The 23472-nt window shown below is 50.3% G+C and carries 24 protein-coding genes, 2 tRNA genes, 3 rRNA genes and 2 pseudogenes; 21 read left to right on the forward strand and 10 right to left on the reverse strand.

Annotation, left to right across the window (positions count from 1 at the left end; genetic code table 11):
* Positions 1-17 precede the first annotated feature (17 nt).
* From C5523_RS02500 to rrf (C5523_RS02520), 5 genes are all read left to right on the forward strand, one after another.
* Positions 18-93: transfer RNA gene (locus C5523_RS02500), tRNA-Glu, on the forward strand.
* Between the two features lie 187 nt (positions 94-280).
* Positions 281-3182: ribosomal RNA gene (locus C5523_RS02505) — 23S ribosomal RNA — on the forward strand.
* 66 nt (positions 3183-3248) lie between these two features.
* Positions 3249-3364 (forward strand): 5S ribosomal RNA (gene rrf / locus C5523_RS02510).
* A gap of 14 nt (positions 3365-3378) precedes the next feature.
* Positions 3379-3454 (forward strand) — tRNA-Thr (locus C5523_RS02515).
* A gap of 37 nt (positions 3455-3491) precedes the next feature.
* A 5S ribosomal RNA gene (rrf, locus tag C5523_RS02520) occupies positions 3492-3607 on the forward strand.
* A gap of 160 nt (positions 3608-3767) precedes the next feature.
* On the opposite strand, the gene C5523_RS02525 is transcribed toward rrf (C5523_RS02520), so the two are convergent.
* The 7 genes from C5523_RS02525 to C5523_RS02555 form a co-directional block, all read right to left on the reverse strand.
* Positions 3768-4526, reverse strand: a complete 759-nt coding sequence (locus C5523_RS02525) for an amino acid ABC transporter ATP-binding protein (protein ID WP_039077391.1) — start codon at positions 4524-4526, stop codon at positions 3768-3770.
* Positions 4527-4533: 7 nt separating this feature from the next.
* Positions 4534-5637: an amino acid ABC transporter permease gene (locus C5523_RS02530; RefSeq protein ID WP_071194400.1), complete on the reverse strand. Its 1104-nt coding sequence runs from the start codon at positions 5635-5637 to the stop codon at positions 4534-4536.
* A 9-nt stretch (positions 5638-5646) separates the two neighbouring features.
* Positions 5647-6828, reverse strand: coding sequence for an amino acid ABC transporter permease (locus C5523_RS02535; protein WP_108700547.1), 1182 nt, complete (start codon positions 6826-6828; stop codon positions 5647-5649).
* A gap of 70 nt (positions 6829-6898) precedes the next feature.
* Entirely contained in the window at positions 6899-7924 is a 1026-nt protein-coding gene (locus C5523_RS02540; RefSeq protein ID WP_039077394.1) for an amino acid ABC transporter substrate-binding protein, read from the reverse strand.
* Between the two features lie 476 nt (positions 7925-8400).
* A complete protein-coding gene (locus C5523_RS02545) occupies positions 8401-8622 on the reverse strand; it encodes a membrane protein (RefSeq protein WP_039077395.1) in 222 nt (73 codons plus the stop codon).
* A 365-nt stretch (positions 8623-8987) separates the two neighbouring features.
* On the reverse strand, positions 8988-11066 hold the full coding sequence (locus C5523_RS02550; RefSeq protein WP_039077397.1) for a bifunctional diguanylate cyclase/phosphodiesterase: 2079 nt from the start codon (positions 11064-11066) through the stop codon (positions 8988-8990).
* Between the two features lie 141 nt (positions 11067-11207).
* Entirely contained in the window at positions 11208-11372 is a 165-nt protein-coding gene (locus C5523_RS02555) for a DUF2556 family protein (RefSeq protein WP_039077398.1), read from the reverse strand.
* Between the two features lie 360 nt (positions 11373-11732).
* Here C5523_RS02555 and C5523_RS02560 point away from each other — a divergent pair, with 360 nt between their 5' ends.
* The 3 genes from C5523_RS02560 to C5523_RS02570 all read left to right on the forward strand — a co-directional run bounded on the left by C5523_RS02560 (position 11733) and on the right by C5523_RS02570 (position 14060).
* Positions 11733-12956 carry a site-specific integrase gene (locus C5523_RS02560; protein WP_108700548.1) on the forward strand — a complete coding sequence of 408 codons (1224 nt, stop codon included), beginning with the start codon at positions 11733-11735 and terminating at the stop codon, positions 12954-12956.
* A complete protein-coding gene (locus C5523_RS02565) occupies positions 12953-13753 on the forward strand; it encodes a hypothetical protein (protein WP_108700549.1) in 801 nt (266 codons plus the stop codon). Before C5523_RS02560 ends, C5523_RS02565 begins: the two co-directional genes overlap by 4 nt.
* A gap of 100 nt (positions 13754-13853) precedes the next feature.
* Positions 13854-14060: an AlpA family transcriptional regulator gene (locus C5523_RS02570; RefSeq protein ID WP_108702275.1), complete on the forward strand. Its 207-nt coding sequence runs from the start codon at positions 13854-13856 to the stop codon at positions 14058-14060.
* A gap of 346 nt (positions 14061-14406) precedes the next feature.
* Here C5523_RS02570 and C5523_RS27570 read toward each other — a convergent pair whose 3' ends face one another.
* Complete coding sequence (locus tag C5523_RS27570) at positions 14407-14646, reverse strand: hypothetical protein (protein WP_223878754.1); 240 nt, start codon at positions 14644-14646, stop codon at positions 14407-14409.
* Complete coding sequence (locus C5523_RS27575; protein WP_223878755.1) at positions 14646-14840, reverse strand: YlcI/YnfO family protein; 195 nt, start codon at positions 14838-14840, stop codon at positions 14646-14648. The genes C5523_RS27570 and C5523_RS27575 overlap by 1 nt, the downstream gene beginning before the upstream one ends.
* Positions 14841-15033: 193 nt before the next feature.
* Here C5523_RS27575 and C5523_RS27580 point away from each other — a divergent pair, with 193 nt between their 5' ends.
* The 6 genes from C5523_RS27580 (at position 15034) to C5523_RS02600 (ending at position 18372) form a co-directional block, all read left to right on the forward strand.
* Complete coding sequence (locus tag C5523_RS27580; protein ID WP_223878756.1) at positions 15034-15237, forward strand: host cell division inhibitor Icd-like protein; 204 nt, start codon at positions 15034-15036, stop codon at positions 15235-15237.
* Positions 15230-15421, forward strand: a complete 192-nt coding sequence (locus tag C5523_RS02580; protein WP_108700550.1) for a hypothetical protein — start codon at positions 15230-15232, stop codon at positions 15419-15421. The genes C5523_RS27580 and C5523_RS02580 overlap by 8 nt, the downstream gene beginning before the upstream one ends.
* A complete protein-coding gene (locus C5523_RS02585; RefSeq protein ID WP_108700551.1) occupies positions 15414-15668 on the forward strand; it encodes a hypothetical protein in 255 nt (84 codons plus the stop codon). The genes C5523_RS02580 and C5523_RS02585 overlap by 8 nt, the downstream gene beginning before the upstream one ends.
* On the forward strand, positions 15665-16033 hold the full coding sequence (locus C5523_RS02590; RefSeq protein WP_108700552.1) for a hypothetical protein: 369 nt from the start codon (positions 15665-15667) through the stop codon (positions 16031-16033). Before C5523_RS02585 ends, C5523_RS02590 begins: the two co-directional genes overlap by 4 nt.
* Positions 16030-17847, forward strand: coding sequence for a primase-like DNA-binding domain-containing protein (locus tag C5523_RS02595; RefSeq protein ID WP_108700553.1), 1818 nt, complete (start codon positions 16030-16032; stop codon positions 17845-17847). Before C5523_RS02590 ends, C5523_RS02595 begins: the two co-directional genes overlap by 4 nt.
* Positions 17848-18135: 288 nt before the next feature.
* Complete coding sequence (locus tag C5523_RS02600) at positions 18136-18372, forward strand: hypothetical protein (protein ID WP_108700554.1); 237 nt, start codon at positions 18136-18138, stop codon at positions 18370-18372.
* A gap of 81 nt (positions 18373-18453) precedes the next feature.
* Here the strand turns inward: C5523_RS02600 and C5523_RS02605 are convergent, their stop codons facing one another.
* Complete coding sequence (locus C5523_RS02605) at positions 18454-18930, reverse strand: hypothetical protein (RefSeq protein ID WP_108700555.1); 477 nt, start codon at positions 18928-18930, stop codon at positions 18454-18456.
* A gap of 283 nt (positions 18931-19213) precedes the next feature.
* Here C5523_RS02605 and C5523_RS02610 point away from each other — a divergent pair.
* The 7 genes and pseudogenes from C5523_RS02610 (at position 19214) to C5523_RS27360 (ending at position 23431) form a co-directional block, all read left to right on the forward strand.
* Positions 19214-20376 (forward strand): annotated as a pseudogene (locus tag C5523_RS02610) (phage major capsid protein).
* A gap of 51 nt (positions 20377-20427) precedes the next feature.
* Positions 20428-20988, forward strand: a complete 561-nt coding sequence (locus tag C5523_RS02615) for an HK97 family phage prohead protease (protein ID WP_108700556.1) — start codon at positions 20428-20430, stop codon at positions 20986-20988.
* Position 20989: 1 nt separating this feature from the next.
* A pseudogene (locus C5523_RS02620) lies at positions 20990-22221 on the forward strand (phage portal protein).
* Positions 22218-22556 carry a phage head closure protein gene (locus tag C5523_RS02625; RefSeq protein WP_108700557.1) on the forward strand — a complete coding sequence of 113 codons (339 nt, stop codon included), beginning with the start codon at positions 22218-22220 and terminating at the stop codon, positions 22554-22556. Before C5523_RS02620 ends, C5523_RS02625 begins: the two are co-directional and overlap by 4 nt.
* Entirely contained in the window at positions 22553-22843 is a 291-nt protein-coding gene (locus C5523_RS02630) for a head-tail connector protein (protein ID WP_108700558.1), read from the forward strand. Before C5523_RS02625 ends, C5523_RS02630 begins: the two co-directional genes overlap by 4 nt.
* Positions 22843-23286, forward strand: coding sequence for an HNH endonuclease signature motif containing protein (locus C5523_RS02635; RefSeq protein WP_108700559.1), 444 nt, complete (start codon positions 22843-22845; stop codon positions 23284-23286). The genes C5523_RS02630 and C5523_RS02635 overlap by 1 nt, the downstream gene beginning before the upstream one ends.
* Positions 23279-23431: a hypothetical protein gene (locus C5523_RS27360; RefSeq protein ID WP_172960870.1), complete on the forward strand. Its 153-nt coding sequence runs from the start codon at positions 23279-23281 to the stop codon at positions 23429-23431. The genes C5523_RS02635 and C5523_RS27360 overlap by 8 nt, the downstream gene beginning before the upstream one ends.
* Positions 23432-23472 lie beyond the last annotated feature (41 nt).

Below are 23472 nucleotides of genomic sequence, written 5' to 3' on the forward strand. Positions count from 1 at the left end.
GCGAGCGAGACTTAAGTGTCCCCTTCGTCTAGAGGCCCAGGACACCGCCCTTTCACGGCGGTAACAGGGGTTCGAATCCCCTAGGGGACGCCACTTGCGCGGTAATGTGTGAAAGGCGTTGCCACCGATATCTCAAAACTGACTTTCGAGTCATGTTTGAGATATTTGCTCTTTAAAAATCTGGATCAAGCTGAAAATTGAAACGACACACGAAAGTGTGTTCGAGTCTCTCAAATTTTCGCGACACGATGATGTTTTACGAAACATCTTCGGGTTGTGAGGTTAAGCGACTAAGCGTACACGGTGGATGCCCTGGCAGTCAGAGGCGATGAAGGACGTGCTAATCTGCGAAAAGCGCCGGCGAGGTGATATGAACCTTTGACCCGGCGATGTCCGAATGGGGAAACCCAGTGCAATTCGTTGCACTATCGTTTGATGAATACATAGTCAAACGAGGCGAACCGGGGGAACTGAAACATCTAAGTACCCCGAGGAAAAGAAATCAACCGAGATTCCCCCAGTAGCGGCGAGCGAACGGGGAGCAGCCCAGAGCCTGAATCAGCTTGTGTGTTAGTGGAAGCGTCTGGAAAGTCGCGCGATACAGGGTGACAGCCCCGTACACGAAAGCACACAGGTTGTGAGCTCGATGAGTAGGGCGGGACACGTGGTATCCTGTCTGAATATGGGGGGACCATCCTCCAAGGCTAAATACTCCTGACTGACCGATAGTGAACCAGTACCGTGAGGGAAAGGCGAAAAGAACCCCGGCGAGGGGAGTGAAAAAGAACCTGAAACCGTGTACGTACAAGCAGTGGGAGCCTCTTAATGGGGTGACTGCGTACCTTTTGTATAATGGGTCAGCGACTTATATTCTGTAGCAAGGTTAACCGAATAGGGGAGCCGAAGGGAAACCGAGTCTTAACTGGGCGTTAAGTTGCAGGGTATAGACCCGAAACCCGGTGATCTAGCCATGGGCAGGTTGAAGGTTGGGTAACACTAACTGGAGGACCGAACCGACTAATGTTGAAAAATTAGCGGATGACTTGTGGCTGGGGGTGAAAGGCCAATCAAACCGGGAGATAGCTGGTTCTCCCCGAAAGCTATTTAGGTAGCGCCTCGTGAATTCATCTCCGGGGGTAGAGCACTGTTTCGGCTAGGGGGCCATCCCGGCTTACCAACCCGATGCAAACTACGAATACCGGAGAATGTTATCACGGGAGACACACGGCGGGTGCTAACGTCCGTCGTGAAGAGGGAAACAACCCAGACCGCCAGCTAAGGTCCCAAAGTCATGGTTAAGTGGGAAACGATGTGGGAAGGCACAGACAGCCAGGATGTTGGCTTAGAAGCAGCCATCATTTAAAGAAAGCGTAATAGCTCACTGGTCGAGTCGGCCTGCGCGGAAGATGTAACGGGGCTAAACCATGCACCGAAGCTGCGGCAGCGACACTAAGTGTTGTTGGGTAGGGGAGCGTTCTGTAAGCCTGTGAAGGTGTGCTGTGAGGCATGCTGGAGGTATCAGAAGTGCGAATGCTGACATAAGTAACGATAAAGCGGGTGAAAAGCCCGCTCGCCGGAAGACCAAGGGTTCCTGTCCAACGTTAATCGGGGCAGGGTGAGTCGACCCCTAAGGCGAGGCCGAAAGGCGTAGTCGATGGGAAACAGGTTAATATTCCTGTACTTGGTGTTACTGCGAAGGGGGGACGGAGAAGGCTATGTTAGCCGGGCGACGGTTGTCCCGGTTTAAGCATGTAGGCTGGTTATCCAGGCAAATCCGGATAATCAAGGCTGAGGTGTGATGACGAGTCACTACGGTGATGAAGTAACAAATGCCCTGCTTCCAGGAAAAGCCTCTAAGCATCAGGTAACACGAAATCGTACCCCAAACCGACACAGGTGGTCAGGTAGAGAATACCAAGGCGCTTGAGAGAACTCGGGTGAAGGAACTAGGCAAAATGGTGCCGTAACTTCGGGAGAAGGCACGCTGATATGTAGGTGAAGCCCCTGCGGGTGGAGCTGAAATCAGTCGAAGATACCAGCTGGCTGCAACTGTTTATTAAAAACACAGCACTGTGCAAACACGAAAGTGGACGTATACGGTGTGACGCCTGCCCGGTGCCGGAAGGTTAATTGATGGGGTTATCCGTAAGGAGAAGCTCTTGATCGAAGCCCCGGTAAACGGCGGCCGTAACTATAACGGTCCTAAGGTAGCGAAATTCCTTGTCGGGTAAGTTCCGACCTGCACGAATGGCGTAATGATGGCCAGGCTGTCTCCACCCGAGACTCAGTGAAATTGAACTCGCTGTGAAGATGCAGTGTACCCGCGGCAAGACGGAAAGACCCCGTGAACCTTTACTATAGCTTGACACTGAACATTGAGCCTTGATGTGTAGGATAGGTGGGAGGCTTTGAAGCGTGGACGCCAGTCTGCGTGGAGCCAACCTTGAAATACCACCCTTTAATGTTTGATGTTCTAACGTGGACCCGTAATCCGGGTTGCGGACAGTGTCTGGTGGGTAGTTTGACTGGGGCGGTCTCCTCCCAAAGAGTAACGGAGGAGCACGAAGGTTGGCTAATCCTGGTCGGACATCAGGAGGTTAGTGCAATGGCATAAGCCAGCTTGACTGCGAGCGTGACGGCGCGAGCAGGTGCGAAAGCAGGTCATAGTGATCCGGTGGTTCTGAATGGAAGGGCCATCGCTCAACGGATAAAAGGTACTCCGGGGATAACAGGCTGATACCGCCCAAGAGTTCATATCGACGGCGGTGTTTGGCACCTCGATGTCGGCTCATCACATCCTGGGGCTGAAGTAGGTCCCAAGGGTATGGCTGTTCGCCATTTAAAGTGGTACGCGAGCTGGGTTTAGAACGTCGTGAGACAGTTCGGTCCCTATCTGCCGTGGGCGCTGGAGAATTGAGGGGGGCTGCTCCTAGTACGAGAGGACCGGAGTGGACGCATCACTGGTGTTCGGGTTGTCATGCCAATGGCACTGCCCGGTAGCTACATGCGGAAGAGATAAGTGCTGAAAGCATCTAAGCACGAAACTTGCCCCGAGATGAGTTCTCCCTTGTCCTTTAAGGACACTAAAGGAACGTTGAAGACGACGACGTTGATAGGCCGGGTGTGTAAGCGCAGCGATGCGTTGAGCTAACCGGTACTAATGAACCGTGAGGCTTAACCTTACAACGCCGAAGATGTTTTGGCGGATTGAGAAGATTTTCAGCTTAGATACAGATTAACAGAATTTGCCTGGCGGCTTTAGCGCGGTGGTCCCACCTGACCCCATGCCGAACTCAGAAGTGAAACGCCGTAGCGCCGATGGTAGTGTGGGGTCTCCCCATGTGAGAGTAGGGAACTGCCAGGCATCAAATTAAGCGTGCTGATATGGCTCAGTTGGTAGAGCGCACCCTTGGTAAGGGTGAGGTCCCCAGTTCGACTCTGGGTATCAGCACCAGTTTTAAGGTTAAAGTTCGGCGCTTAGAAAGAATTTGTCTGGCGGCTTTAGCGCGGTGGTCCCACCTGACCCCATGCCGAACTCAGAAGTGAAACGCCGTAGCGCCGATGGTAGTGTGGGGTCTCCCCATGTGAGAGTAGGGAACTGCCAGACATCAATTAAAACAAAAGGCTCAGTCGAAAGACTGGGCCTTTTGTTTTTGATATAGGTTTATCAGCGCGTTTGCAGCTTCTTTTCCAGTACAACCTGCGGGAACTGAATCAATAAAAAAGGCCATCCGTAGGGATGGCCTGTTGCATTTCTATAACAACTATCAGTGGATAACCTGAGACAGAAAAGCTCGGGTGCGTTCGGACTTAGGATTAGCGAAAAACTCCTGCGGCGGCGCCTGCTCAACGATTTCACCACGATCCATAAAGATCACCCGGTCAGCAACGGTACGTGCAAAGCCCATTTCGTGAGTCACACACAGCATTGTCATTCCCGATTCAGCAAGACCAATCATAGTATCCAGCACTTCTTTCACCATCTCAGGGTCAAGCGCAGAGGTTGGTTCATCAAAGAGCATAATTTTCGGTTTCATACAGAGTGAGCGGGCGATAGCCACACGCTGCTGCTGTCCACCAGAAATTTGCCCCGGGAATTTATGGGCGTGCTCAGCAATACGGACGCGCTCTAAATAATGCATGGCCAGCGCTTCGGCTTCCTTCTTCGGCATCTTCCGCACCCAGATCGGTGCCAGCGTACAGTTCTGTAATACCGTCAGATGCGGGAAAAGGTTGAAGTGCTGAAATACCATCCCCACTTCCTGGCGAACCTTCTCGATATTACGAATATCTTCGTTTAACTCGATGCCATCCACTACGATACGACCCTGCTGATGCTCTTCCAGATGATTAATGCAACGAATAGTCGTGGATTTCCCTGAGCCGGAAGGGCCGCACAGAACGATGCGTTCCCCTTGCTTTACCTTAAGGTTAATATCTTTAAGTACGTGAAATTGCCCGTACCATTTATTCACATCTTCGAGCGTAATCATCGCATCGGCAGGTTGCATAGTAATTTGACTCATAATTTCCTCAATGCGCTGAACGCCCGGTATGGAAGCGCTTCTCCAGATGTTGGCTATAGCGCGACATGCTAAAACAGAAAATCCAGTAAACTAACGCGGCAAATACATAACCTTCGGTCGACATACCGAGCCAGGCGGGGTCAACCGTTGCCTGCTGGACGCTACTGAAAAGATCGAACAGGCCGATGATGATAACGAGGCTGGTATCTTTAAACAGCGCGATAATGGTATTCACCAGACCCGGAATAACCAGTTTCAGTGCCTGCGGTAAAATCACCAGCCCTTGTGTTTTCCAGTATCCCAGCGCCAGTGACTCGGCAGCTTCGTATTGCCCTTTTGGCAGAGCCTGCAAGCCGCCACGCACGACTTCGGCGACGTAGGCGGACTGAAACAGAATCACCCCGACCAGCGCACGGATCAGCTTATCGATACTTGTGCCTTCCGCCATAAACAGCGGCAGCATGACCGAGGACATGAACAGTACAGTGATCAGCGGTACGCCACGCCAGAACTCGATAAAAATCACTGACAATACCCGCACGACCGGCATTTTTGAGCGACGCCCGAGCGCCAGCAATATGCCCAGAGGCAAAGCGCCAGCGATACCCACAGAGGCGATGATCAACGTCAGCGTTAACCCACCCCACTGGCGCGTTTCCACGCGATCGAGTCCCAAAAAACCACCGTACATCAGCCACCACACCACGAGCGGATAAGCCACAGCCCAGCAAGCGATATAGCGACCACGGCTCGGTAGCTTTTTCCAGAACATCGGTGCAATAGAAAGGAGTCCGACAATCAGGGCGAGGTTAATGCGCCAGCGTTGCTCATGCGGATAGAGGCCATACATGAACTGACCAAAACGCTCATGAATAAACACCCAGCACGCACCCGCTTTGGTGCAGTCTGCGCGCGTCGATCCTATCCAGTTCGCCTGAAAAAGAGCCCAGTTCAGCAGCGGTGGAATCAGTTCCCACATCAGCCACAGGCAGAAGAGCGTCAGCAGTGCGTTCAACCAGCTTGAAAATAAATTTTTCTTTATCCACAGCACAATACCGCTGCTTCCTGCACGGGTCTGGCGCGTAGATTGAGACAGAATAGCTTTTGTCATCAGATGTCCTTAGCGCTCAATTAATGCGATGCGGCGGTTATAGATATTCATAAGCAACGAAATCGACAGACTGATAATCAGGTAAACCGACATGGTAATCGCGATCGTTTCGATGGCCTGGCCTGTCTGGTTCAACACCGTACCGGCGAACAACGACACCATATCCGGATAACCAATCGCGGCCGCCAGAGACGAGTTTTTTGCAATATTTAAATACTGGCTGGTCAGCGGTGGAATAATGACACGCAGTGCCTGCGGAATGATGACCTGACGCAACGTCACCGGGTTGGGCAAGCCAAGCGAACGTGCCGCTTCATGTTGACCGTAGGGAACAGATTGAATGCCTGAGCGGATAATCTCAGCAATGAATGCCGAGGTGTAAACCGACAGTGCAATCGTGAGTGCCGCCAGTTCCGGAATCAACACCATACCGCCCTGGAAGTTGAAACCGCGCAAGTGCGGGATGTCCCAGTGAAGCGCCGCGCCAAATACCCAATGAGCCAGCAATGGGAGCACAATAATCAACCCCAGTGCCGTTGGCCATGTGCGGCGCAATTGTCCGGTTTTAATCTGGTGAGCTTTGTTAAAGCGGTACAGACCGATGCTGATGGCCAGTGCGATAACAATCGTGCCAATAAACGCCCATAGCCCTTCCCCCAGTTGGGGTGATGGGATATAGAGCCCCCTGTTACTGAGGAACAGCAAATCCATAGCGCCAATAGCCTGACGTGGGCCAGGTAAATTACGCAATACGGCGAAATACCAGAAGAAGATTTGCAGCAGCGGGGGAATATTACGGAACGTCTCGATATAAATCGTAGAGAGCTTACGTAACAGCCAGTTTTCTGAAAGACGGCAAAGCCCCAGAAAGAAGCCGATAAATGACGCGAAAACAATACACAGCGCTGATACCAGCAAGGTATTGAGCAGGCCAACGAAGAAGACGCGGCCATAAGTGTCACCCTGTTCGTAGTCGATAAGGTGCTGAACAATGCCAAATCCGGCAGCACGATCAAGAAATGCAAAACCAGAAATAATACCGCGGCTGTTCAGGTTAGTAACGGTATTGTGTATCAAATAGATCGCGATGCCGACAACAGCAAGAATAGCGATAATTTGAAACAGCCAGGCACGAACCGCAGGGTTTGAAAAGGAGAGTGATCCTTTAACGGTTGGGCGGCGTTGGGACATAAGAAAACCTCGGTAACCATGACTCTGGAGTGGGCACCGCATAGGCGGCGCCCGTTACAGCACTTACGTCTTAACGTACTGGCGGAGCGTATTGAATACCGCCGTTGTTCCAGAGATTATTCTGGCCGCGTTTGATTTTCAGCGCACTGTCAGCACCGACGTTACGCTCGAAGATTTCAGAGTAGTTGCCCACTTTCTTGATGATGTTGTAGGCCCATTTGTTGTCGAGTTTCAGGTCTTTACCAAAATCACCTTCGGTACCCAGCAGGTGCGCCATGTCTGGCGTTGCTGGTTTAGCCGCTTTCTCGTCAACGTTTTTCGAGTTGATGCCCATTTCTTCTGCGTTCAGCATGGCAAACAGGGTCCAGCGAACGATGGAGAACCAATCTTCATCACCGCGACGAACGACCGGGCCCAGCGGCTCTTTGGAGATCACTTCCGGCAGGACGATCCATTCAGCCGGATTGCTCAGCTTGATACGCAGTGCGTACAACTGAGACTGGTCCGATGCCAGCGTATCGCAACGGCCTGACTCCAGCGCTTTTGCGGATTCATCAGAGCGGTCAAAGGTCACCGGCGTGTATTTCATATTGTTGGATTTAAAGTAATCCGCCACGTTGAGCTCGGTATCGGTACCCGCCTGAATACATACGGTTGCGCCGTCCAGCTCTTTGGCGCTTTTCAGGCCAGCTTTGTTATGGGTCAGGAAGCCGATACCGTCGTAATAGGTTACGCCAGTAAAGGACATCCCCATACCGGCGTCGCGTGAAGAGGTCCAGGTTGTGTTACGGGAAAGGATGTCTACCTCGCCGGATTGCAGTGCGGTGAAACGCTCTTTTGCGGTCAGCGGGGTGTATTTTACTTTCGTGTCATCGCCAAATACGGCAGCGGCAACGCCACGGCAAACATCTACATCAATACCGGTGAATTTACCGTTAGCATCCGCGTAAGAGAAGCCAGGAAGACCGTCACTGATACCGCACTGTACGAAGCCTTTCTTCTTAACGGCATCCAGAGTTGTGCCAGCATGGGCTTGATTTGCAACGGCAAACAGCACGCCGGCAGCTGCCAGGCTGGCAATCATCATCTTTTTCATAATGCATCCTGTGTGGCGAAAAATTATCGTTATATGAAGGCGTCCGGGAAACGCCTTAAACCTGTCTGTGGCTTTGGCCATACTCTTTAAAGCAAAGGTAGTGCCAGTTTTTGCGAACGCGGAAAAATGCGAGCCGCGAGCACAATATGGAGAGTGTAGACAGGAAAAAATAACCTCAACGCCCTGCTATGGTGCAAAATTCCAACCTGCGCCACAAAACAGAGCAAAAAACTTTCACATAGCCGATTCTGCTAACAAATAAGTTTCAGGGGGTAATATAAGCAAGAAAGCTAAACGCATTACTTTGTGAAACGCGTCACGAGCAGAGATGAAATAATTTAAAATGTGGTGGGAAATCAGGCAGGAGTGCAGAATTATTTAAATGAGTTGCTCATTTTTGATGCTAAAAATTTACGCCGATAAAAAGAAATGCACTGTAATAAAGCAAAGCGCGGCATAACCGCGCTTTGGATAAATTACTTAGTTAACGCGACGATACCCAGCGTTAAGCCTGCCAGAGCCGCAGCCCCTCCCGCAATCGCACCTGCGGTTTCCCAGTTGTCCTGAGTCGTTCCTTTTACACAGGTATTGGTATGGACCAGACGCCCTTGATCATCATACGTAGGGACGCAAGGTGAGTCGTGCGCACAACCTGCCAGGGTAGCGGTAAGCAGAACAACGGAAATTAATCTTTTCATGATGTTACCTCTAAATAGTCCCGATCCCCGGTATCAAATAACGACACCAGCGCAGAATCGATACGCTATTTTAACATCGCGAAGATTAAGAATGCCCCGTTCAATAATCTCAAAGTATGAGCAGTGTAAACATCGTGAAGAGAATAACGATATTTCATCGAATAATGCAGAAAAAATGGAGGGGATGAAGAGAGTATGCAGGGGAATAAGGAAATATAAAAATTTAAAGTTCGTTATCTATTGTGAGCCAATGATTTTAATAAAAATAATGGAAATGGCAATAACAAGGTAGGTTAAAAACGCCGACTGGCTAATAGATAAAAGGGTGCAAAATTAACCCCCCCTTTTATCTACTCTATTGATATTTAACAAACAGGTTCCTGTTGGCACAATGTATTTCCCTGAGCGCTGATAACCTCAGGCGTGACCGGGCGACCTAACAGATAACCTTGTAGCGTATTGCACCCCAGCTCAGTCAAAAAGGCCTGCTGTTCTGTGGTTTCAACCCCTTCCGCCACCACTTTCAGATTTAACGTTTTCGCCAGCGCGATGATAGCCGAGACGATGGTTGCATCATCGCCATCACTGTTGAGTTCTCTGACAAAAGCGCGATCAATTTTCAGTTCACACGCGGGAAGTCGCTTAAGATAAAGCAAGCTGGAATAGCCCGTACCAAAGTCATCAATGGATGCCTGAACGCCTGCATCGGTAAGTTCCGTCAAGACGCGAACGCTCTCGTCAGGGTTCGTCATCGCGGTGGTCTCGGTGACCTCAAGTATTAGCGTGTCAGGTGGCACCTCATGCTTTTGCAGGCTATCCATGATGGTCTGAACCAGCGACGGTTGTTCAAATTGCAGTGTTGATAAGTTGACTGCTACCGACCAGCCAATATTACCCTGCGCACGCCATTCGCTTAACTGGCGGCATGCTTCGTCAATGACCCAGTTTCCGAGCGGGACAATCAGGCCCGTCTTCTCGGCTAACGGTAAAAAGACATCCGGAGAGAGCATCCCTCGTTTTGGATGCTGCCAGCGGAGCAGGGCTTCAAAGCCAATGATTGGTCCGGCTGGCGCCTGGAATTTCGGTTGATAAACCAGGCGGAACTCTTTACGTTCCATTGCCAGCCACAGGTCGTTCATCAGTTGTAACTGCGTCTGCGCCAGGGTATTCATGGACGGCTGGAAGAAGTGATAGCCGTTTCGCCCCATATGCTTGGTGTGATACATCGCCGCGTCGGCGTTAAACATCAGCTCGCGCTCATTTTTACCATCGTGCGGATAGAGTGCGATGCCCACGCTCAGGGTGACCATCATGTCATACGGGTCGATATTAAACGGCTTGTCGATAACGCGCACCAGCGAGCCTGCAAGCGTCGCTGCTTCATCCGGGGCACTTACCTCTGTCAGCAGGACGAATTCGTCACCCCCCATACGAGCCAGCGTAAATTGCCCTTTGAGTTGCTGCTTGAGACGATCAGCCACTGCAACCAGCAATTTATCGCCCACGTCGTGCCCATAGGCGTCGTTAACGGTTTTAAAGCCGTCCAGGTCCATAAACATCAGCGCGAAGAAAGAACCTTCACGTCTGGCTTTATTTATCGCCTGATCCAGACGGTCTTCCAGCAGCACGCGGTTAGGCAGGCGCGTTAGGGTATCGTGTAGCGCCAGTTGGGCCAGCTCGCGGTTCGCTTCTGCCAGTGACGAGGCCAACTGAGATGTCCGTGCCTGCAGGCGTGCATCCAGCATGGAAACGAGTAGAGTGATGCCGAGGATGGAAAATGCCACGACGCTTACCAGCACTGCCAGCCAGTTGCCGTTAACGCCATGGTGACTCATTGGCTCCTGGTTTGGGAATCGCGCGGCCATCATGCCGCTGTAGTGCATACCGGCAATAGCGATCCCCATCAGGATGGCCGCGCCAAAGCGCATTAAGGCCACCTGAGCGGCTTCATGACGAAGACGGAACGTCAGCCATAGCGCGGCAAAAGAAGCGGTTAATGCAATGATGACCGAGATGGCGACCCAGAACATATCCCAGACAATGGCGGGCTCCACTTTCAGCGCTGCCATGCCGGTATAGTGCATGGCAACGATCCCCATCCCCATCACAAAGGAACCGGGGAGAAGATGCAGCATGGTCAGTTCATTACCGCTGACTAACCAGAGTGCGAACAATGAGGCGCCGATGGCAATGAGCATGGAGATCGCCGTCAATAACGGGTCATAGCTCAGGTGCATTGAGATATCCATCGCCAGCATGCCGATAAAATGCATGGCCCAGATACCAATGCCCATTGCTACACCGCCGCCGGTCAGCCACACCCATGATGAAGACCCTGAGCTGGTGGACACACGACCTGCCATATTTAGCGCAGTATAGGAAGCCAGAATGGCAACAATAAAAGAAACAACAACCAGGATTTGGTCGTATTGGCTAACCAGCATGATGTCATCAACTCATTCACAAAAGTATTATGCGTAACTACACTTGAGAAGACAAAAAAGGTGGTGACATTATCATTGCAAGTGGATGACTCAAAACGGTTTCTCTGCTTGCACGAAGCAAGAGGCCGGGCGGGAAAACAGCTAATTTAAATCAGCACAGTTCACCAGCTTGAGAGGATTGACGGAATCCATGTTTCGGCATTTATCTACCTCTGTTGTCAGGAATTCGATCCACTGCATGATCAATGCATCCAGCAACAGGACAGAAAGGGCAAAAATAACCAGCCAAAAATACTTTCGAATCATCCCGCATATCCTTTTCGTGCAACCATTCGTTGGGAATATACACGAAAATGTTATCGGCAGGCGTTGAGGAAAGATAAGTTTTTTGGCGGAATTCCAGCGAAAAAAAAGCGCGTCCCCATGCCGGTCCGCGCCTTTTAACAAGCAGTCTCTGATAACTATCAGTTCATGCCGTATGTTCACAAGCATTGTTTATTACCGTTCGTCATGGTTGATTGTATTGTGAATAACAACATGATTTTAAATGTATTTATTACCAATTTCGTTTATTCTTGTTCATTGCCGTTTGGGGGCTTACACTGAGCCGTGTATCACAAGGTGTATCACAAGGTGTATCACAAACTTCTTATGAACTGAGGTTTTATGGCTGGCTCAACCAACAAACTAAGCGACAAAAAGCTAAAGGCGTTGCTCGGTTCTGTGAGGGAAAAAGAGGAAATGATGGCCGACGGCGACGGATTAAGCGTTCGCTTACTTCGGTCCGGATCCATCAGTTGGATTTTCTCGTATCGTCTCGGTGGCCGGGATTCCAGACTGGAAAGGTTAACGTTGGGAAATTACCCGGACATGTCTCTTAAGCTGGCGCGTGAGCGGCGTGAAGAATGTCGAGCCTGGCTGGCCGAAGGGAAAAACCCAAAATTTCAGCTCGATAAAAGAACGGAAGAGGTTCTTCGCCCGGTGACGGTAAGAGACGCAATGTCTTACTGGATACGCGAGTATGCGACTCATCACCGTGTAAACGTTAATCGCCACGAAGCCCAGCTCGACAAACACATCTATCCCTACATTGGTGATCTCCCCCTATCACTATGCGAAACACGTCACTGGCTCGAGTGCTTTGATAGGGCTAAAGGTAAAACCCCCGTTGCAGCCGGTTACGTCTTTCAGATGTGTAAACAGGCGCTTAAATTCTGCCGCGTGCGTCGCTATGCCGTCAGTAATGCGCTTGATGACCTGACAATACAGGATGTGGGTAAAAAGCAGGACAAAGGCGACAGGGTTCATGATATGGACGAACTGGCGCAAGTCTGGCGCTCGTGTTCGGGTAAGCTGTTTAAACCCTACTATGCCACTCTGTTACGTCTGCTGGTGGTCTTTGGTTGCCGTTCCCAGGAGGTTCGTCTTTCTACTTGGGCTGAATGGGATCTGAAAAACTGGGTCTGGACCGTGCCGAAAGAGCATAGCAAAGGGGGCGAGAAGATATTACGTCCTATTCCCGTTGCTATGCGCCAGTTCGTGTCGGATCTGTACGAGCAAAATAATCAAACAGGCCTGCTGCTGGGCGAGATGAAGAAACCGGAAGCCGTCAGCCAGTGGGGAAGGGGAATCTATAAACGCCTGGGCCATGCGGATTCCTGGACGCTTCACGACCTGCGCCGCACGTTCGCCACCACACTTAACAATATGGGTATTGCGCCTCATGTGGTTGAACAACTGCTGGGCCACACGCTGGGCGGCGTTATGGCGGTATATAACCGTAGCCAGTATTTACCCGAAAAACTGGACGCGCTGAATAAATGGATGGAACGCTTAGAGGTTATTTCCTCTGACTATCCTAACGTTACTATTCTGGAGATGGCTAAATGAAAGATTTTGATTTGCCTGCATTAGAATTCTGTACCTTGGATAGGGCATGCCGGTTACTTGGATGTGAGCTAGGTGATATTTTACATTGGGCTGAAATAAAGGCCATTACATTGATGGTAAATTTCACTAATCTAGATGGGCGAGATGCGAGAATAACATTTAGCGATAAAGTTGATTTATATAAATCACTCAATGATATTGACCCCGGTGATGGGAATTTCTATCCTTCACAATTTTGCTACTTTTCACTTTCACCAGACGATTATAGTGATTATGAATTTGAGGGTAAAATAAACCCTATTCATAATATGATAGAGTATGAGCTAGAATGCATACTCTCTGGTTTCTGGGAACTATGCAATTTTTCTCTTGATGGCGAAAGGGTTAACTTTACGCTTTTAAATCCGTTTGGAAGTAAACACGAATGGATAAAAGATGCTCAATATTGGGAAGGTAGTGAAATACTTGTGTCAGATTTATATATTTCAAGAGAAAATATTGAGATAATTTCAGGAGTAAAACAAAGGGTTTTATTGTCTTTGGATAATTTTGAAAATGAAAGTAAGCCAAGGGTAATGGTTGAAGATATCAGTTCCAAAACTAGAAATTATAGAGCTGCATTTATAAAATCATTATTACATGTTTGTTATGGGGAGGAGGCTGCAAATAATCCTCGGAAATTTTTTGAGAACGCCAGAAGCAAGATAAAGAAAGATTTCGATAAGGAAGGAATTGTTTTACCAAGTGGAAAGGCAATTGAATCATGGTTAAAGGACATTGACATAGATAAAAGGTAGTGGAAGTTCCAAGGTTTTTTTGGAATCTACCGAAGAATAACTTTATTAAGCTTTTTAATGCCCTCGTCGAATGAATGTTAATGAACGAGGGCATTTTTATATGAATCATCTCAAACAACCATTCCCACCCGCAGAGCGTGTTATCCGTGAGGCTGAGTGCCGTCAGTTAACCGGAATTTGCCGTACAACTCGCTACATGATGGAAAAGGAAGGGCAGTTTCCCGCTCGTCGCAAATTGGGTGGCCGTGCTGTTGGCTGGCTTCTTTCAGAGGTTTCTGCCTGGCAGCAGAGCCGCAAAGCGGCGTAAGGGGTGGGGTATGTCAGATAAAACAAAGGCGGCCATGCAGGGCCGCCCAAGTCATCACATCAAAGCTAAACAGGATCAGCATACTAGGCCTTGTACTGGTGGTCAAAGCCTGACCGCTCGCAGAATGACAGGAGCGCAACTCTTTAAGAGTTGTGCAAATCCGACTATCTCAAAGCTAGTTGGATGCCTACCCAATATCGTTGTGTTGGTTGAGGTGACCAATAATCGTGTTGCTAATTCGCAACTCACTGCGCCGTTGGCGCACCCCCCCATCTCCCCAGTTCTGGGGAAAACCCAAGGGCGGGATTACGCTTACCATTACCCGGTTATTGGGTATCGCTTTTTGTTAACGGTCGTTGAGCAATTCTTTTATCCGTTTGAGACGGGGCAGCAAGACATCTGGTTTCGAGTAGTCTTTATAACCAAATTCGCCGTGCTCGATATGCACATCATCATCACCAGAAGCGAATATTCTATAACTGATTGGATCAGTGTCGTATGCCCTGTCTGTCCCAACAATGAATGGAGAAAGCTCCAGCTTCATTTGGTCGATAGCTTGCTCTCTGGTATATCGATTTTTCGTCATTACTTAGGCTCCTCGCCGGCTGATTGTTTACTCTGTTTACGCTGGCGGCGTTTGATCTCGCCCTTAGCTGCAGTGACTAAAAAACCAGCAGTGCTCTCGCCCTCTTCCCTGAGCCGTTCAATGTCTTCCATGACTTCGTGGGGGATTCTTACGGTGGTCATTTGTGATTTTGCGTTCTTCGCACCAGTTGCCATTGCTGAAACTCCATGTGTTAGGTGTATGTCAGTATACGCAAAAGAAATGAGAAGAAAAGGCTTGAGGTGTATTTCACTTTGGGATAATTTTAAAAGCGAAGGTGAAATACACCTTGAGAGCGCGAAGCCCGGCAGTGCGTCAACACTAACCGGGCCTCTTACCACCAACGTTATCGCAAGTAACGAGGCAGCTATGAAAGATCTTATCACACACCCGAAAGGGCGGCACATCTACATCTGGCGTTTTTTGGCTCTGAACCGCCACGACAAAAAGGCCAGGCTATGCCGCCTATCTGTTGAGGCAGCAACCGAACGCGAAGCCCGCCGTATTCTGGCCCCGCATTTCATCCTCTCATTAGCCGCCCGCCTGCCAGTTCAGGAGGTTAGCCATGGCTAAATTAACCATGCTGGATATGGGAGATAAGTTCCGCTCCCTTGAAGTACTGCTGGCTGCAGCTATGGAAATGGATTGCAGCAAGGAGGATGAGAACGAGATCGCCTTTGAGCTCATTGATAAGGCGTTAATGCGCTGCCGCAACCTGCGCCAGCAACTGGACGGTGTGGGGGTGCATCATGGCTAAGTCAGTAATACGTTATATCGGTGATAACAAAACACTGGCAGACCATGAAGAGGCTTTACGTGTTGCTGCATTGAGTGCAGCGCAGGCGAAGTTTATTTCGACGCTGTTGGTTTGCTATCCAAATCAGATTGAAAACGATGAACTATCGGCTCTGGGGCAACTGTTTGAAAGCCTGGCCTACAACGTCGATGAGTTTCTAAAAGCCGAACGTGAGCGTTTTGATAGCAATAGCGAGGTGCGCCCATGATCAGCAACGTTAAATTCAATGAACTGGAAAAGCGCTTTGATCTGCTGGTGGAGAAAGTCACTGTTCTTGAAGAAAAAGTAAGGGTGCTCACCGATACCCAGGGCGGTGAAATCCCTCCGGGTATGACTCCTGTCGCAACGCTGGCGGCTGAGTATGGCATTTCTACCAAAAAGGCCGAGGAACTGGCGAAAAACACGGGCGTGATGCTGGTCAAACTTAAATCAGGTGGTTTTGTTGCGCCTGATGAGAAATTCAGGGAAGCGGCCCGACTGGTGCTCCGCAGCGCCAAGCGTAAATACGGTTCGGCGTACTGGTTTCATCCCTTGCTTGGCAAGTTCCAGATGAGCGGAGGGATCCCTAAATGAGAAGCAAAAACGCGCCAAATGTTAAGTGCCTGCCAAAGGATAAATTCACAGAGGCGATTATTTTTGCTGGTGCAGATGCATTTGCCCATGCACAACACTGGATCGAGAGTGAGGGTAAAAAAGCAGGTGATGATATACCGCCTGTTTACCTTGGTAAAAAGCAACTGGTGGAGCTTGAGAGCCTAAAAATCGTTGATGGTGGACGCCAGTGTGTGCGAGTAATTCGCGCCGGGGAAATTGGAGAAGCTTACCTTACCCTTATTGCCCGCAAGCTGGCTCTCGCTGGTGTAAAGGAGGCCCGTCTCTTCAATGGCATGTATGAGCCAAAGCCCGTGGAGGACTGGTCGCCACGTTTGCCTGGGTTACGTGAAGAATCTGAGCGTGGTGATAATGTCGTAGTTAATCTGCCTGTCAGCAAGAAGGAGCCCATGCGGGAGTGGGTAGCTCCTGCACTTAATCAGATGGGGGCCAGCCAGCGGGGTGAGGTTTTACTGGCTCACTATAATGGCAACTTAGCTATTCATGCTGACTCTGACACTGTTCACTACTACAACGGGGTTGTGTGGGTTCCGCTGCCGGATAAAGAGTTACAGCGGGATATGGCCCAAATCTTTATTGAGGCTGAGGTGGCCTACTCGCAGAACGCTATTAAATCGGCTGTTGAAACCATGAAGTTAAGCCTCCCTGTAATGGGAGTAACGGCCCGAAACCTGATCGGGTTCAGCAACGGGGTATTTGATACCCGCGCAGGGCTATTCAGAGAGCACAAGAAAGACGACTGGTTACTCATTGCGAGCGATTTGCCATTCAGCCCACCAGCAGAGGGGGAGACGCTGGCCAGTCATGCGCCCAACTTCTGGAAATGGTTACGCCGCTCGGTCGCCGACAATGACCGGAAGTCTGATCGTGTACTGGCTGCGCTCTTTCTGGTGCTGGCGAACCGGTACGACTGGCAGTTGTTCCTTGAAGTTACGGGGCCGGGGGGAAGTGGTAAGAGCGTGATGGCTGAGATTTGCACCATGCTGGCAGGAAAGGCCAACACGGTATCGGCCAGCATGAGAGCGCTGGAAGACCCGCGAGACAGGGCGCTGGTGGTTGGTTACTCACTTATCATCATGCCCGATATGACCCGTTATGCCGGGGATGGCGCAGGAATTAAGGCGATCACTGGCGGTGATAAGGTGTCTATCGACCCGAAACACAAAGCTCCTTATTCGACACGTATCCCCGCAGTGGTACTGGCCGTAAACAACAATGCCATGACGTTCAGCGACCGTAGCGGTGGTATTTCTCGACGCCGGGTTATTTTCAATTTCTCGGAAGTTGTGCCCGAAAACGAGCGGGATCCTTTGCTCGCAGAGAAAATAGAGGGGGAACTGGCGGTAGTTATTCGCCACCTTCTTACCCGGTTCGCCGATCAGAGCGTGGCAAAACAGATGCTGCATGAGCAGCAGAAGTCAGAGGAGGCGCTGGCAATTAAGCGTGAGGGGGATTCGCTGGTGGACTTCTGCGGCTATCTGATGGCGTCAGTTGTCTGTGATGGCATGTTTATCGGAAACGCCGAAATAGTTCCATTCAGCCCACGGCGCTACCTGTATCACGCGTATCTGGCGTACATGAGGGCCAATGGCCTGAGTAAACCAGTATCGTTGATGCGGTTTGGCACTGATATGCCTGGTGCTATGGCGGAATACGGTAAGGAATACCAGAAGCGGAAAACAAAGGCCGGTATCAGGTCTAACGTAACCCTCAGCGATGACTCTGATGACTGGATGCCATCATGTGGCGGCACATCAAATAGCGAGGTGCCGTAGTAATACTTATAGACGAAGTGTTCACCAGTATTCACCCTGTTAAAAAAACTATTACTAACAGTAGGTTAAAGGGTGAACACTTAATTGTTAAGTATTCACCAAGTGTTCACCTGTTCACAATGTTTAGTTTTACCAAAAAGGTGAAGGGTAGGGTGAACACTTGTGAACACTTGAAAGGTTAGTATTCACCATCTAACACAATGAATTAATTGATAAATATTCATAAGGTGAACAGGTGAACACTTAAACGTATATTTTTAATTTTATAACATTGCAGGGATCTGAAAGATGGGAAATCAGAATGAAGAAGTTGTGTATGCCATTGTGTTACTTAAAAAAATAAAAGAACATAAGGAGATGTTCGGCATTCCTGATGACAAGCGAGATCTGCAAATCATGCCTTTGAGCGAATACAAAACCATGGTCAACCGGAGGCATTCTTCTTTGTGGATCATAACGGATTTCTGCGTAGCCAGTTTTCTGGTGAAGTACTTGCGGCATCAAAAGGACAGATTGATGCTTTAATTGGACAGTTGTCTGAACTTAAAGAAGTAGTGGAAGACTAAATTAAAGGGCCTGGCCTATTCCAGGCCTGCAAAAACAAGATTACATAAAGTAAATATCTTCCAGACGATTAAAGTCATCCATGATGAAGTGAGCCTCAGTTGGGCACTCCATGTTTTTGCAAATGTTTTTCCACAAAGCGTCATCAAATCGATTATCTAGATAAAAGTATCTGCACAAGTGGAGTAAATCAGATCGCGTCCATTCCGTTGCATATCCACCATGAACATTGAGCTCATCTTCAAGTTTGTAAAAAGTTAACTCTTCCTTCGCCATCCATGCGTCATCTAATCGCTTCAGAAGAAATTCACCTTTTGAACGGTCAGTAATAAATAATTCTGCAAAGGCTTCATGTGGCATTGTTGGAACGCTGCCATCGGTATCGCTGAGGAGCGGATAAACACCCGACTCCCACGCATAGAGATAAGCATCGGTAAATTCATCGTGATGTTTAGCAATGTGCATAACTTGAATGCGCTGTTGTGCAAATAGAGCCAACATGATCTGTTTATTTTCCATTTCAATTCCTTCCTGATTGATTAGAGAAAACATCAGGCTAAATTCTCTTTCATAATTTGTAAATTATTTGTTCGCTTGTTTTCATTACCGTTTGCGCTAATAACTAGCTGTTTACTAACTGATTTATATATATACCTTTAAGAGTGGCCCTCAGACGTGAGCCGCCACTCTGGCCGTTTAATCAAGCTGCGGGAAGTAGCCTGCGAGATGCAGAAAAAGGTTAAACGGCCATCCCTCCTGCGCTGGTTTCACGTCTCAACGTTAATTGATACGGAACCACTCCATGAAAAAATTACTCGAATTACGCCAGCAGAAGGCCGCGCTTAAAACGCAGATGCGCAACATGCTGGAGAAAGCCGACACTGAAAAACGCAGCCTGAATGAAGAAGAAGGTAAGCAGTTCGACGAACTCCGCGCCCAGGCTGATGCTCTTGAAATTGATATCACTCGCCTCGAAGCCGTTACTGACGATCAGCGCAATCTGCCTGGTACCTCAGTTGAAGGTAAGCCCGTAAGCAACGATGAATTGCGCCATTACATCATGACGGGTGATACCCGCTCCCTTTCTACGATGGTGCAGGGTGATGGCGGCTATACCGTTATCCCTGAGCTGGACAGAGAGATCATGCGCCAGTTGCAGGATGACAGCGTTATGCGCTCCATCTGTACGGTTAAAACCACTAAACCAATGAATACCAGAAACTGGTCTCTGTTGGCGGCGCTACCGTTAAGCGTGGTACTGAGGGCGAAGCCCGCACCGAAACCAGCACCCCGAAAATGGAACGCGTTGATATCAAACTCAACCCGATCTATGCCTACCCGAAAACAACCCAGGAGATTCTCGACTTCTCCGAAGTGGATATTCTCGGCTGGTTGTCCTCCGAAATCTCCGACACCTTTACTGAGACGGAAGAAAACGACCTTGTTAACGGTGACGGGGATAAAAAATCCAAAGGCTTTTTGGCCTATCCCGCGCTGCCACTGGTGACAGAGCCCGTCCGTTTGGAACGCTGGAGAAAATGGTCACTGCCGCTGTTACCTCAGATGGTCTGATCGATCTGCTCTACAAACTGCGAGCCAAATACCGCAAAAATGCCGTATGGTGATGAACTCAAACACCGCCGCTACGCTGCAAAAGTTGAAAAACGGCAACGGGGATTACATCTGGCGCGATCGTCTGGTTGCTGATTCCCCTGATACTTTGCTGGGCCGTCCGGTTCAGTATCTGGAAACCATGCCTGATGCAGCTGCGGGTGAAGCGTTCCTGGCTGTGGGTGACTTCAAGCGCGGTTACTTCATCGTGGATCACACCACTGGAGTGCGTACCCGTCCGACAACATTACCGAGCAGGGTTTCTACAAAGTACATACCGATAAATATCTGGGCGGTGGCGTGGTGGACTCCCGTGCCATCAAGGTGCTTGAGCTTTCCGGCTCCGGTTCCTGATTTGACGTGTAAGGGGCTGCGGCCCCTTTTGCCCTCAGTGGAGTCCAGACAATGAAAACAATCGATTTTGAAATCCGCACTTCCGACCTGAGTGCCAGCAACAAAAAGCTGGTGGGGTATGCGGTGCGCTGGAACAGCCTGTCAGAAATTATCTGGGATGAATTCCGGGAGCAGTTCGCGCCGGGTGCGTTTAAAGAAAGCCTGGCATCCGGTAGTGATGTGCGTGCGCTGTATGAGCATAATATACCCAACTGCTGGGGCGTACCAAATCCGGCACACTGGTTTTTGTCAGAAGATGATACCGGGCTGCGCTTCGAACTGACGCCACCGAATACCCAGCTTGGTAATGATGTGCTGGAGCTGGTGGAGCGTGGCGATATTTCCGGCATGAGCTTTGGCTTCCGGGCGCTGAAAGAGGCGTGGGATATCGGTCAGTCGCCTTACCTGCGCACCGTGACCGCTGCCGAACTACGGGAAATTACCGTAACATCAATGCCCGCCTATCCTGAGTCTGGTGTGGAAATTGCGCACCGTTCGCTTTTCTCCCAGCATCCTGAACTTATGCGCACTGGTGATAACCGTCGCCGCTGGGCTGACCTGGCGGGGCTGTGATATGTGGAATATCTGGCCTTTTGGCCGCAAAACAGATCAGCGCAGCCTGACCATTGATAAGTTTTGGCGATGGCAGGTATCCCAAATACCGGATCAGGTGAGTATGTGTCTGCTGGTACTGCGGAATCTCTGCCAGCGGTGATGAATGCTGTGTCAGTTATCAGTGAAGCGGTGGCAACAATGCCCTGCTATCTGTACCGGGTACGCAATGATAACGGTCGTGAGGCGCGGGAATGGCTGAGTAATCACCCTGTGGATTTTCTGCTGAATGAACAGCCTAACGCCTGCCAGACACCTTACCAGTTCAAGCGCACGATGATGCGTCACTGTCTGCTGAACGGTAACGCCTATGCGGTGATCGAGTGGAACCGCGACGGCCAGCCGCAATCCCTGCATCCGTATGCGCCGGGGGCGGTGGTGCCTGAGCGTATCGGCGAGCATAAGTACAAATACACCATTACTGAACCGTTTACCGGAGTAGTACGCACCTATTTGCAGGAGGAGATCCTGCACCTGCGTTACTCCTCCGATGATGGTTTTCTGGGGCGCTCGCCGATCACCATCTGCCGTGAAGCGCTGGGGTTAGGTCTGGCCCAGCAGCGCCACGGCGCCAGCATTATGAAAGACGGCATGATGGCGGCGGGCGTGGTTACTACTGCTGAATGGCTCGACAGCGTAAAGGGTAAGCAGGCTCTGGACGCACTGGAACGCTACAAAGGTGCGAAGAATGCCGGTAAAACGCCAATCCTTGAAGGCGGCATGGACTACAAGCAGCTTGGCATGAGCAATCAGGATGCCGAATGGCTGGCCTCCCGTCGCTTCACCATTGAAGACATTGCCCGCATGTTCAACGTGTCGCCTATCTTTCTGCAGGAATACAGCAACAGCACCTACAGCAACTTTAGTGAAGCGAGCCGTGCCTTTCTCACCATGACGATGCGCCCCTGGCTGACGAACTTTGAGCAGCAGATCAAATCTGCGCTGCTGGTGGCTTCACCAGTGCCGGGTATTCGCTACCAGGTTGAATTCGACTCTGCCGATCTCCTTCGTGCAACCCCTACCGACCGTTACGCCACTTACGAGCGTGGGATCAAGAACGGGATTATTAACCCGAACGAAGCGAGAGAAAAAGAGGGGATGCCACCACGTGAAGGGGGTGACGAATACAGCCAGGCATGGAAACAGGAAATCGCCGTCAATACCGGAAACGGAAAAACGGAGGACAAACCATGAGAGCCGGAGGCTTAAAAAACCGTGTAACCATCCGTAAGTTCACCACGTCGCGTTCACCTTCCGGGCAGGTTATTGAGAAGTGGGAAGACGGCGCAACCATCTGGGCAGAAGTAAAAGGTATCAGCGGGCGTGAGCTGGTGGCCTCCGGGGCTGTAACGGCTGAGGCCACTGTCCGGGTATGGGTGCGTTTTCGTCGCGATATCACGGCCGCTTCCCGTCTGAAAGTCTTAACTGGCGCGTTTGCTGGCTCCACGCTCAACATCATCGGGCCGCCTGTCCCTGACACGGGTATGACGCGCCTGGAAATCCTTTGCAAACAGGGGACAGAGAAATGAGTGAAATCACCCTAGCTGAGGCGAAGCTGCATTGTCGCATTGACGGTAACGAGGAAGATGTACTGATTCAGGCGTATATCGATGCGGCGCTGGAAGTTTGCCAGGAGCATATCGGTAAACGATTTGAGAGTGGGCTGGCATTCACACCGGCTATCAAAATTGGCTGCCTGATGTACGTCTCTCAGTTGTACGAGTACCGCTCAATGATTAGCGATGTGGAGGCGAAAGCAGTTCCTCTGGCTATCTCTGCGCTGTGGTCTGTCTATCGTGATGTGGGGGTGTACTGATGCCGTGGCAACCGTTACGTCGTTGCACCGAGCCGGGATGTAACAGACGCGTCAAGTCCGGTAAATGTGATGAGCATAAGCGGGAAGCGTGGAGAGCCGAGGATGCCAGACGCGGCCACCGTCGCGCCCGTGGCTACTCTGCTTCGTGGGAGAAGTACCGCGCTCAGTATCTGAAACGTCATCCCCTGTGCGTTGAGTGCCAGAAGCTGGGCTTCTATGTTCCCGCCAAGATTGTCGATCACATCATCCCTGTCAACGGCGGTGATGATGTCCTGTTCTGGCCTGAATGGAATCACCAGCCGTTATGCCAGACACATCATAACCAGAAGACCACGCAGCAAGACCCCATCACTAAAGCCAACCGCAAAGCGGGGATGTACAGCGAGCAGGAAGAGCGGGCAGCACAGCGTAATGACTGGATGTATGAGGCCGATCATGAATGAAAAAGAGGTGGTAAATCTTTATCAGTCGCTGGCCCGATGCCGTGATGGCTTCATGCAGGCCCGCACCAGACGCAATGAACGCCAGCCAGCAAAGCGCATGAGTGAGCGTGAACGGGAGGTGATGGAATGCTTCCGCAACCGCTGACAGGCCGCATGGACGGGGTGGGGGAGGTTTTCAGGACAAAC

Origin of the sequence: Phytobacter sp. SCO41 (assembly GCF_003073275.1) — a bacterium.
GTDB classification, from domain to species: domain Bacteria; phylum Pseudomonadota; class Gammaproteobacteria; order Enterobacterales; family Enterobacteriaceae; genus Phytobacter; species Phytobacter diazotrophicus.

Excerpts from the sequence above, each read along its gene's own strand:
- C5523_RS02545 (WP_039077395.1), bottom strand. The coding sequence starts at position 8,622 with ATGAAAAGATTAATTTCCGTTGTTCTGCTTACCGCTACCCTGGCAGGT.
- C5523_RS02525 (WP_039077391.1), bottom strand. The coding sequence starts at position 4,526 with ATGAGTCAAATTACTATGCAACCTGCCGATGCGATGATTACGCTCGAA.
- C5523_RS02560 (WP_108700548.1), top strand. The coding sequence starts at position 11,733 with ATGGCTGGCTCAACCAACAAACTAAGCGACAAAAAGCTAAAGGCGTTG.
- C5523_RS02625 (WP_108700557.1), top strand. The coding sequence starts at position 22,218 with ATGAGAGCCGGAGGCTTAAAAAACCGTGTAACCATCCGTAAGTTCACC.
- C5523_RS27570 (WP_223878754.1), bottom strand. The coding sequence starts at position 14,646 with ATGACGAAAAATCGATATACCAGAGAGCAAGCTATCGACCAAATGAAG.
- C5523_RS02635 (WP_108700559.1), top strand. The coding sequence starts at position 22,843 with ATGCCGTGGCAACCGTTACGTCGTTGCACCGAGCCGGGATGTAACAGA.
- C5523_RS02615 (WP_108700556.1), top strand. The coding sequence starts at position 20,428 with ATGAAAACAATCGATTTTGAAATCCGCACTTCCGACCTGAGTGCCAGC.
- C5523_RS02590 (WP_108700552.1), top strand. The coding sequence starts at position 15,665 with ATGATCAGCAACGTTAAATTCAATGAACTGGAAAAGCGCTTTGATCTG.
- C5523_RS27575 (WP_223878755.1), bottom strand. The coding sequence starts at position 14,840 with ATGGCAACTGGTGCGAAGAACGCAAAATCACAAATGACCACCGTAAGA.
- C5523_RS27580 (WP_223878756.1), top strand. The coding sequence starts at position 15,034 with ATGAAAGATCTTATCACACACCCGAAAGGGCGGCACATCTACATCTGG.
- C5523_RS02530 (WP_071194400.1), bottom strand. The coding sequence starts at position 5,637 with ATGACAAAAGCTATTCTGTCTCAATCTACGCGCCAGACCCGTGCAGGA.
- C5523_RS02605 (WP_108700555.1), bottom strand. The coding sequence starts at position 18,930 with ATGGAAAATAAACAGATCATGTTGGCTCTATTTGCACAACAGCGCATT.
- C5523_RS02600 (WP_108700554.1), top strand. The coding sequence starts at position 18,136 with ATGGGAAATCAGAATGAAGAAGTTGTGTATGCCATTGTGTTACTTAAA.
- C5523_RS02550 (WP_039077397.1), bottom strand. The coding sequence starts at position 11,066 with ATGCTGGTTAGCCAATACGACCAAATCCTGGTTGTTGTTTCTTTTATT.
- C5523_RS02535 (WP_108700547.1), bottom strand. The coding sequence starts at position 6,828 with ATGTCCCAACGCCGCCCAACCGTTAAAGGATCACTCTCCTTTTCAAAC.
- C5523_RS02585 (WP_108700551.1), top strand. The coding sequence starts at position 15,414 with ATGGCTAAGTCAGTAATACGTTATATCGGTGATAACAAAACACTGGCA.
- C5523_RS02570 (WP_108702275.1), top strand. The coding sequence starts at position 13,854 with ATGAATCATCTCAAACAACCATTCCCACCCGCAGAGCGTGTTATCCGT.
- C5523_RS02555 (WP_039077398.1), bottom strand. The coding sequence starts at position 11,372 with ATGATTCGAAAGTATTTTTGGCTGGTTATTTTTGCCCTTTCTGTCCTG.
- C5523_RS02580 (WP_108700550.1), top strand. The coding sequence starts at position 15,230 with ATGGCTAAATTAACCATGCTGGATATGGGAGATAAGTTCCGCTCCCTT.
- C5523_RS27360 (WP_172960870.1), top strand. The coding sequence starts at position 23,279 with ATGAATGAAAAAGAGGTGGTAAATCTTTATCAGTCGCTGGCCCGATGC.
- C5523_RS02630 (WP_108700558.1), top strand. The coding sequence starts at position 22,553 with ATGAGTGAAATCACCCTAGCTGAGGCGAAGCTGCATTGTCGCATTGAC.
- C5523_RS02595 (WP_108700553.1), top strand. The coding sequence starts at position 16,030 with ATGAGAAGCAAAAACGCGCCAAATGTTAAGTGCCTGCCAAAGGATAAA.
- C5523_RS02540 (WP_039077394.1), bottom strand. The coding sequence starts at position 7,924 with ATGAAAAAGATGATGATTGCCAGCCTGGCAGCTGCCGGCGTGCTGTTT.
- C5523_RS02565 (WP_108700549.1), top strand. The coding sequence starts at position 12,953 with ATGAAAGATTTTGATTTGCCTGCATTAGAATTCTGTACCTTGGATAGG.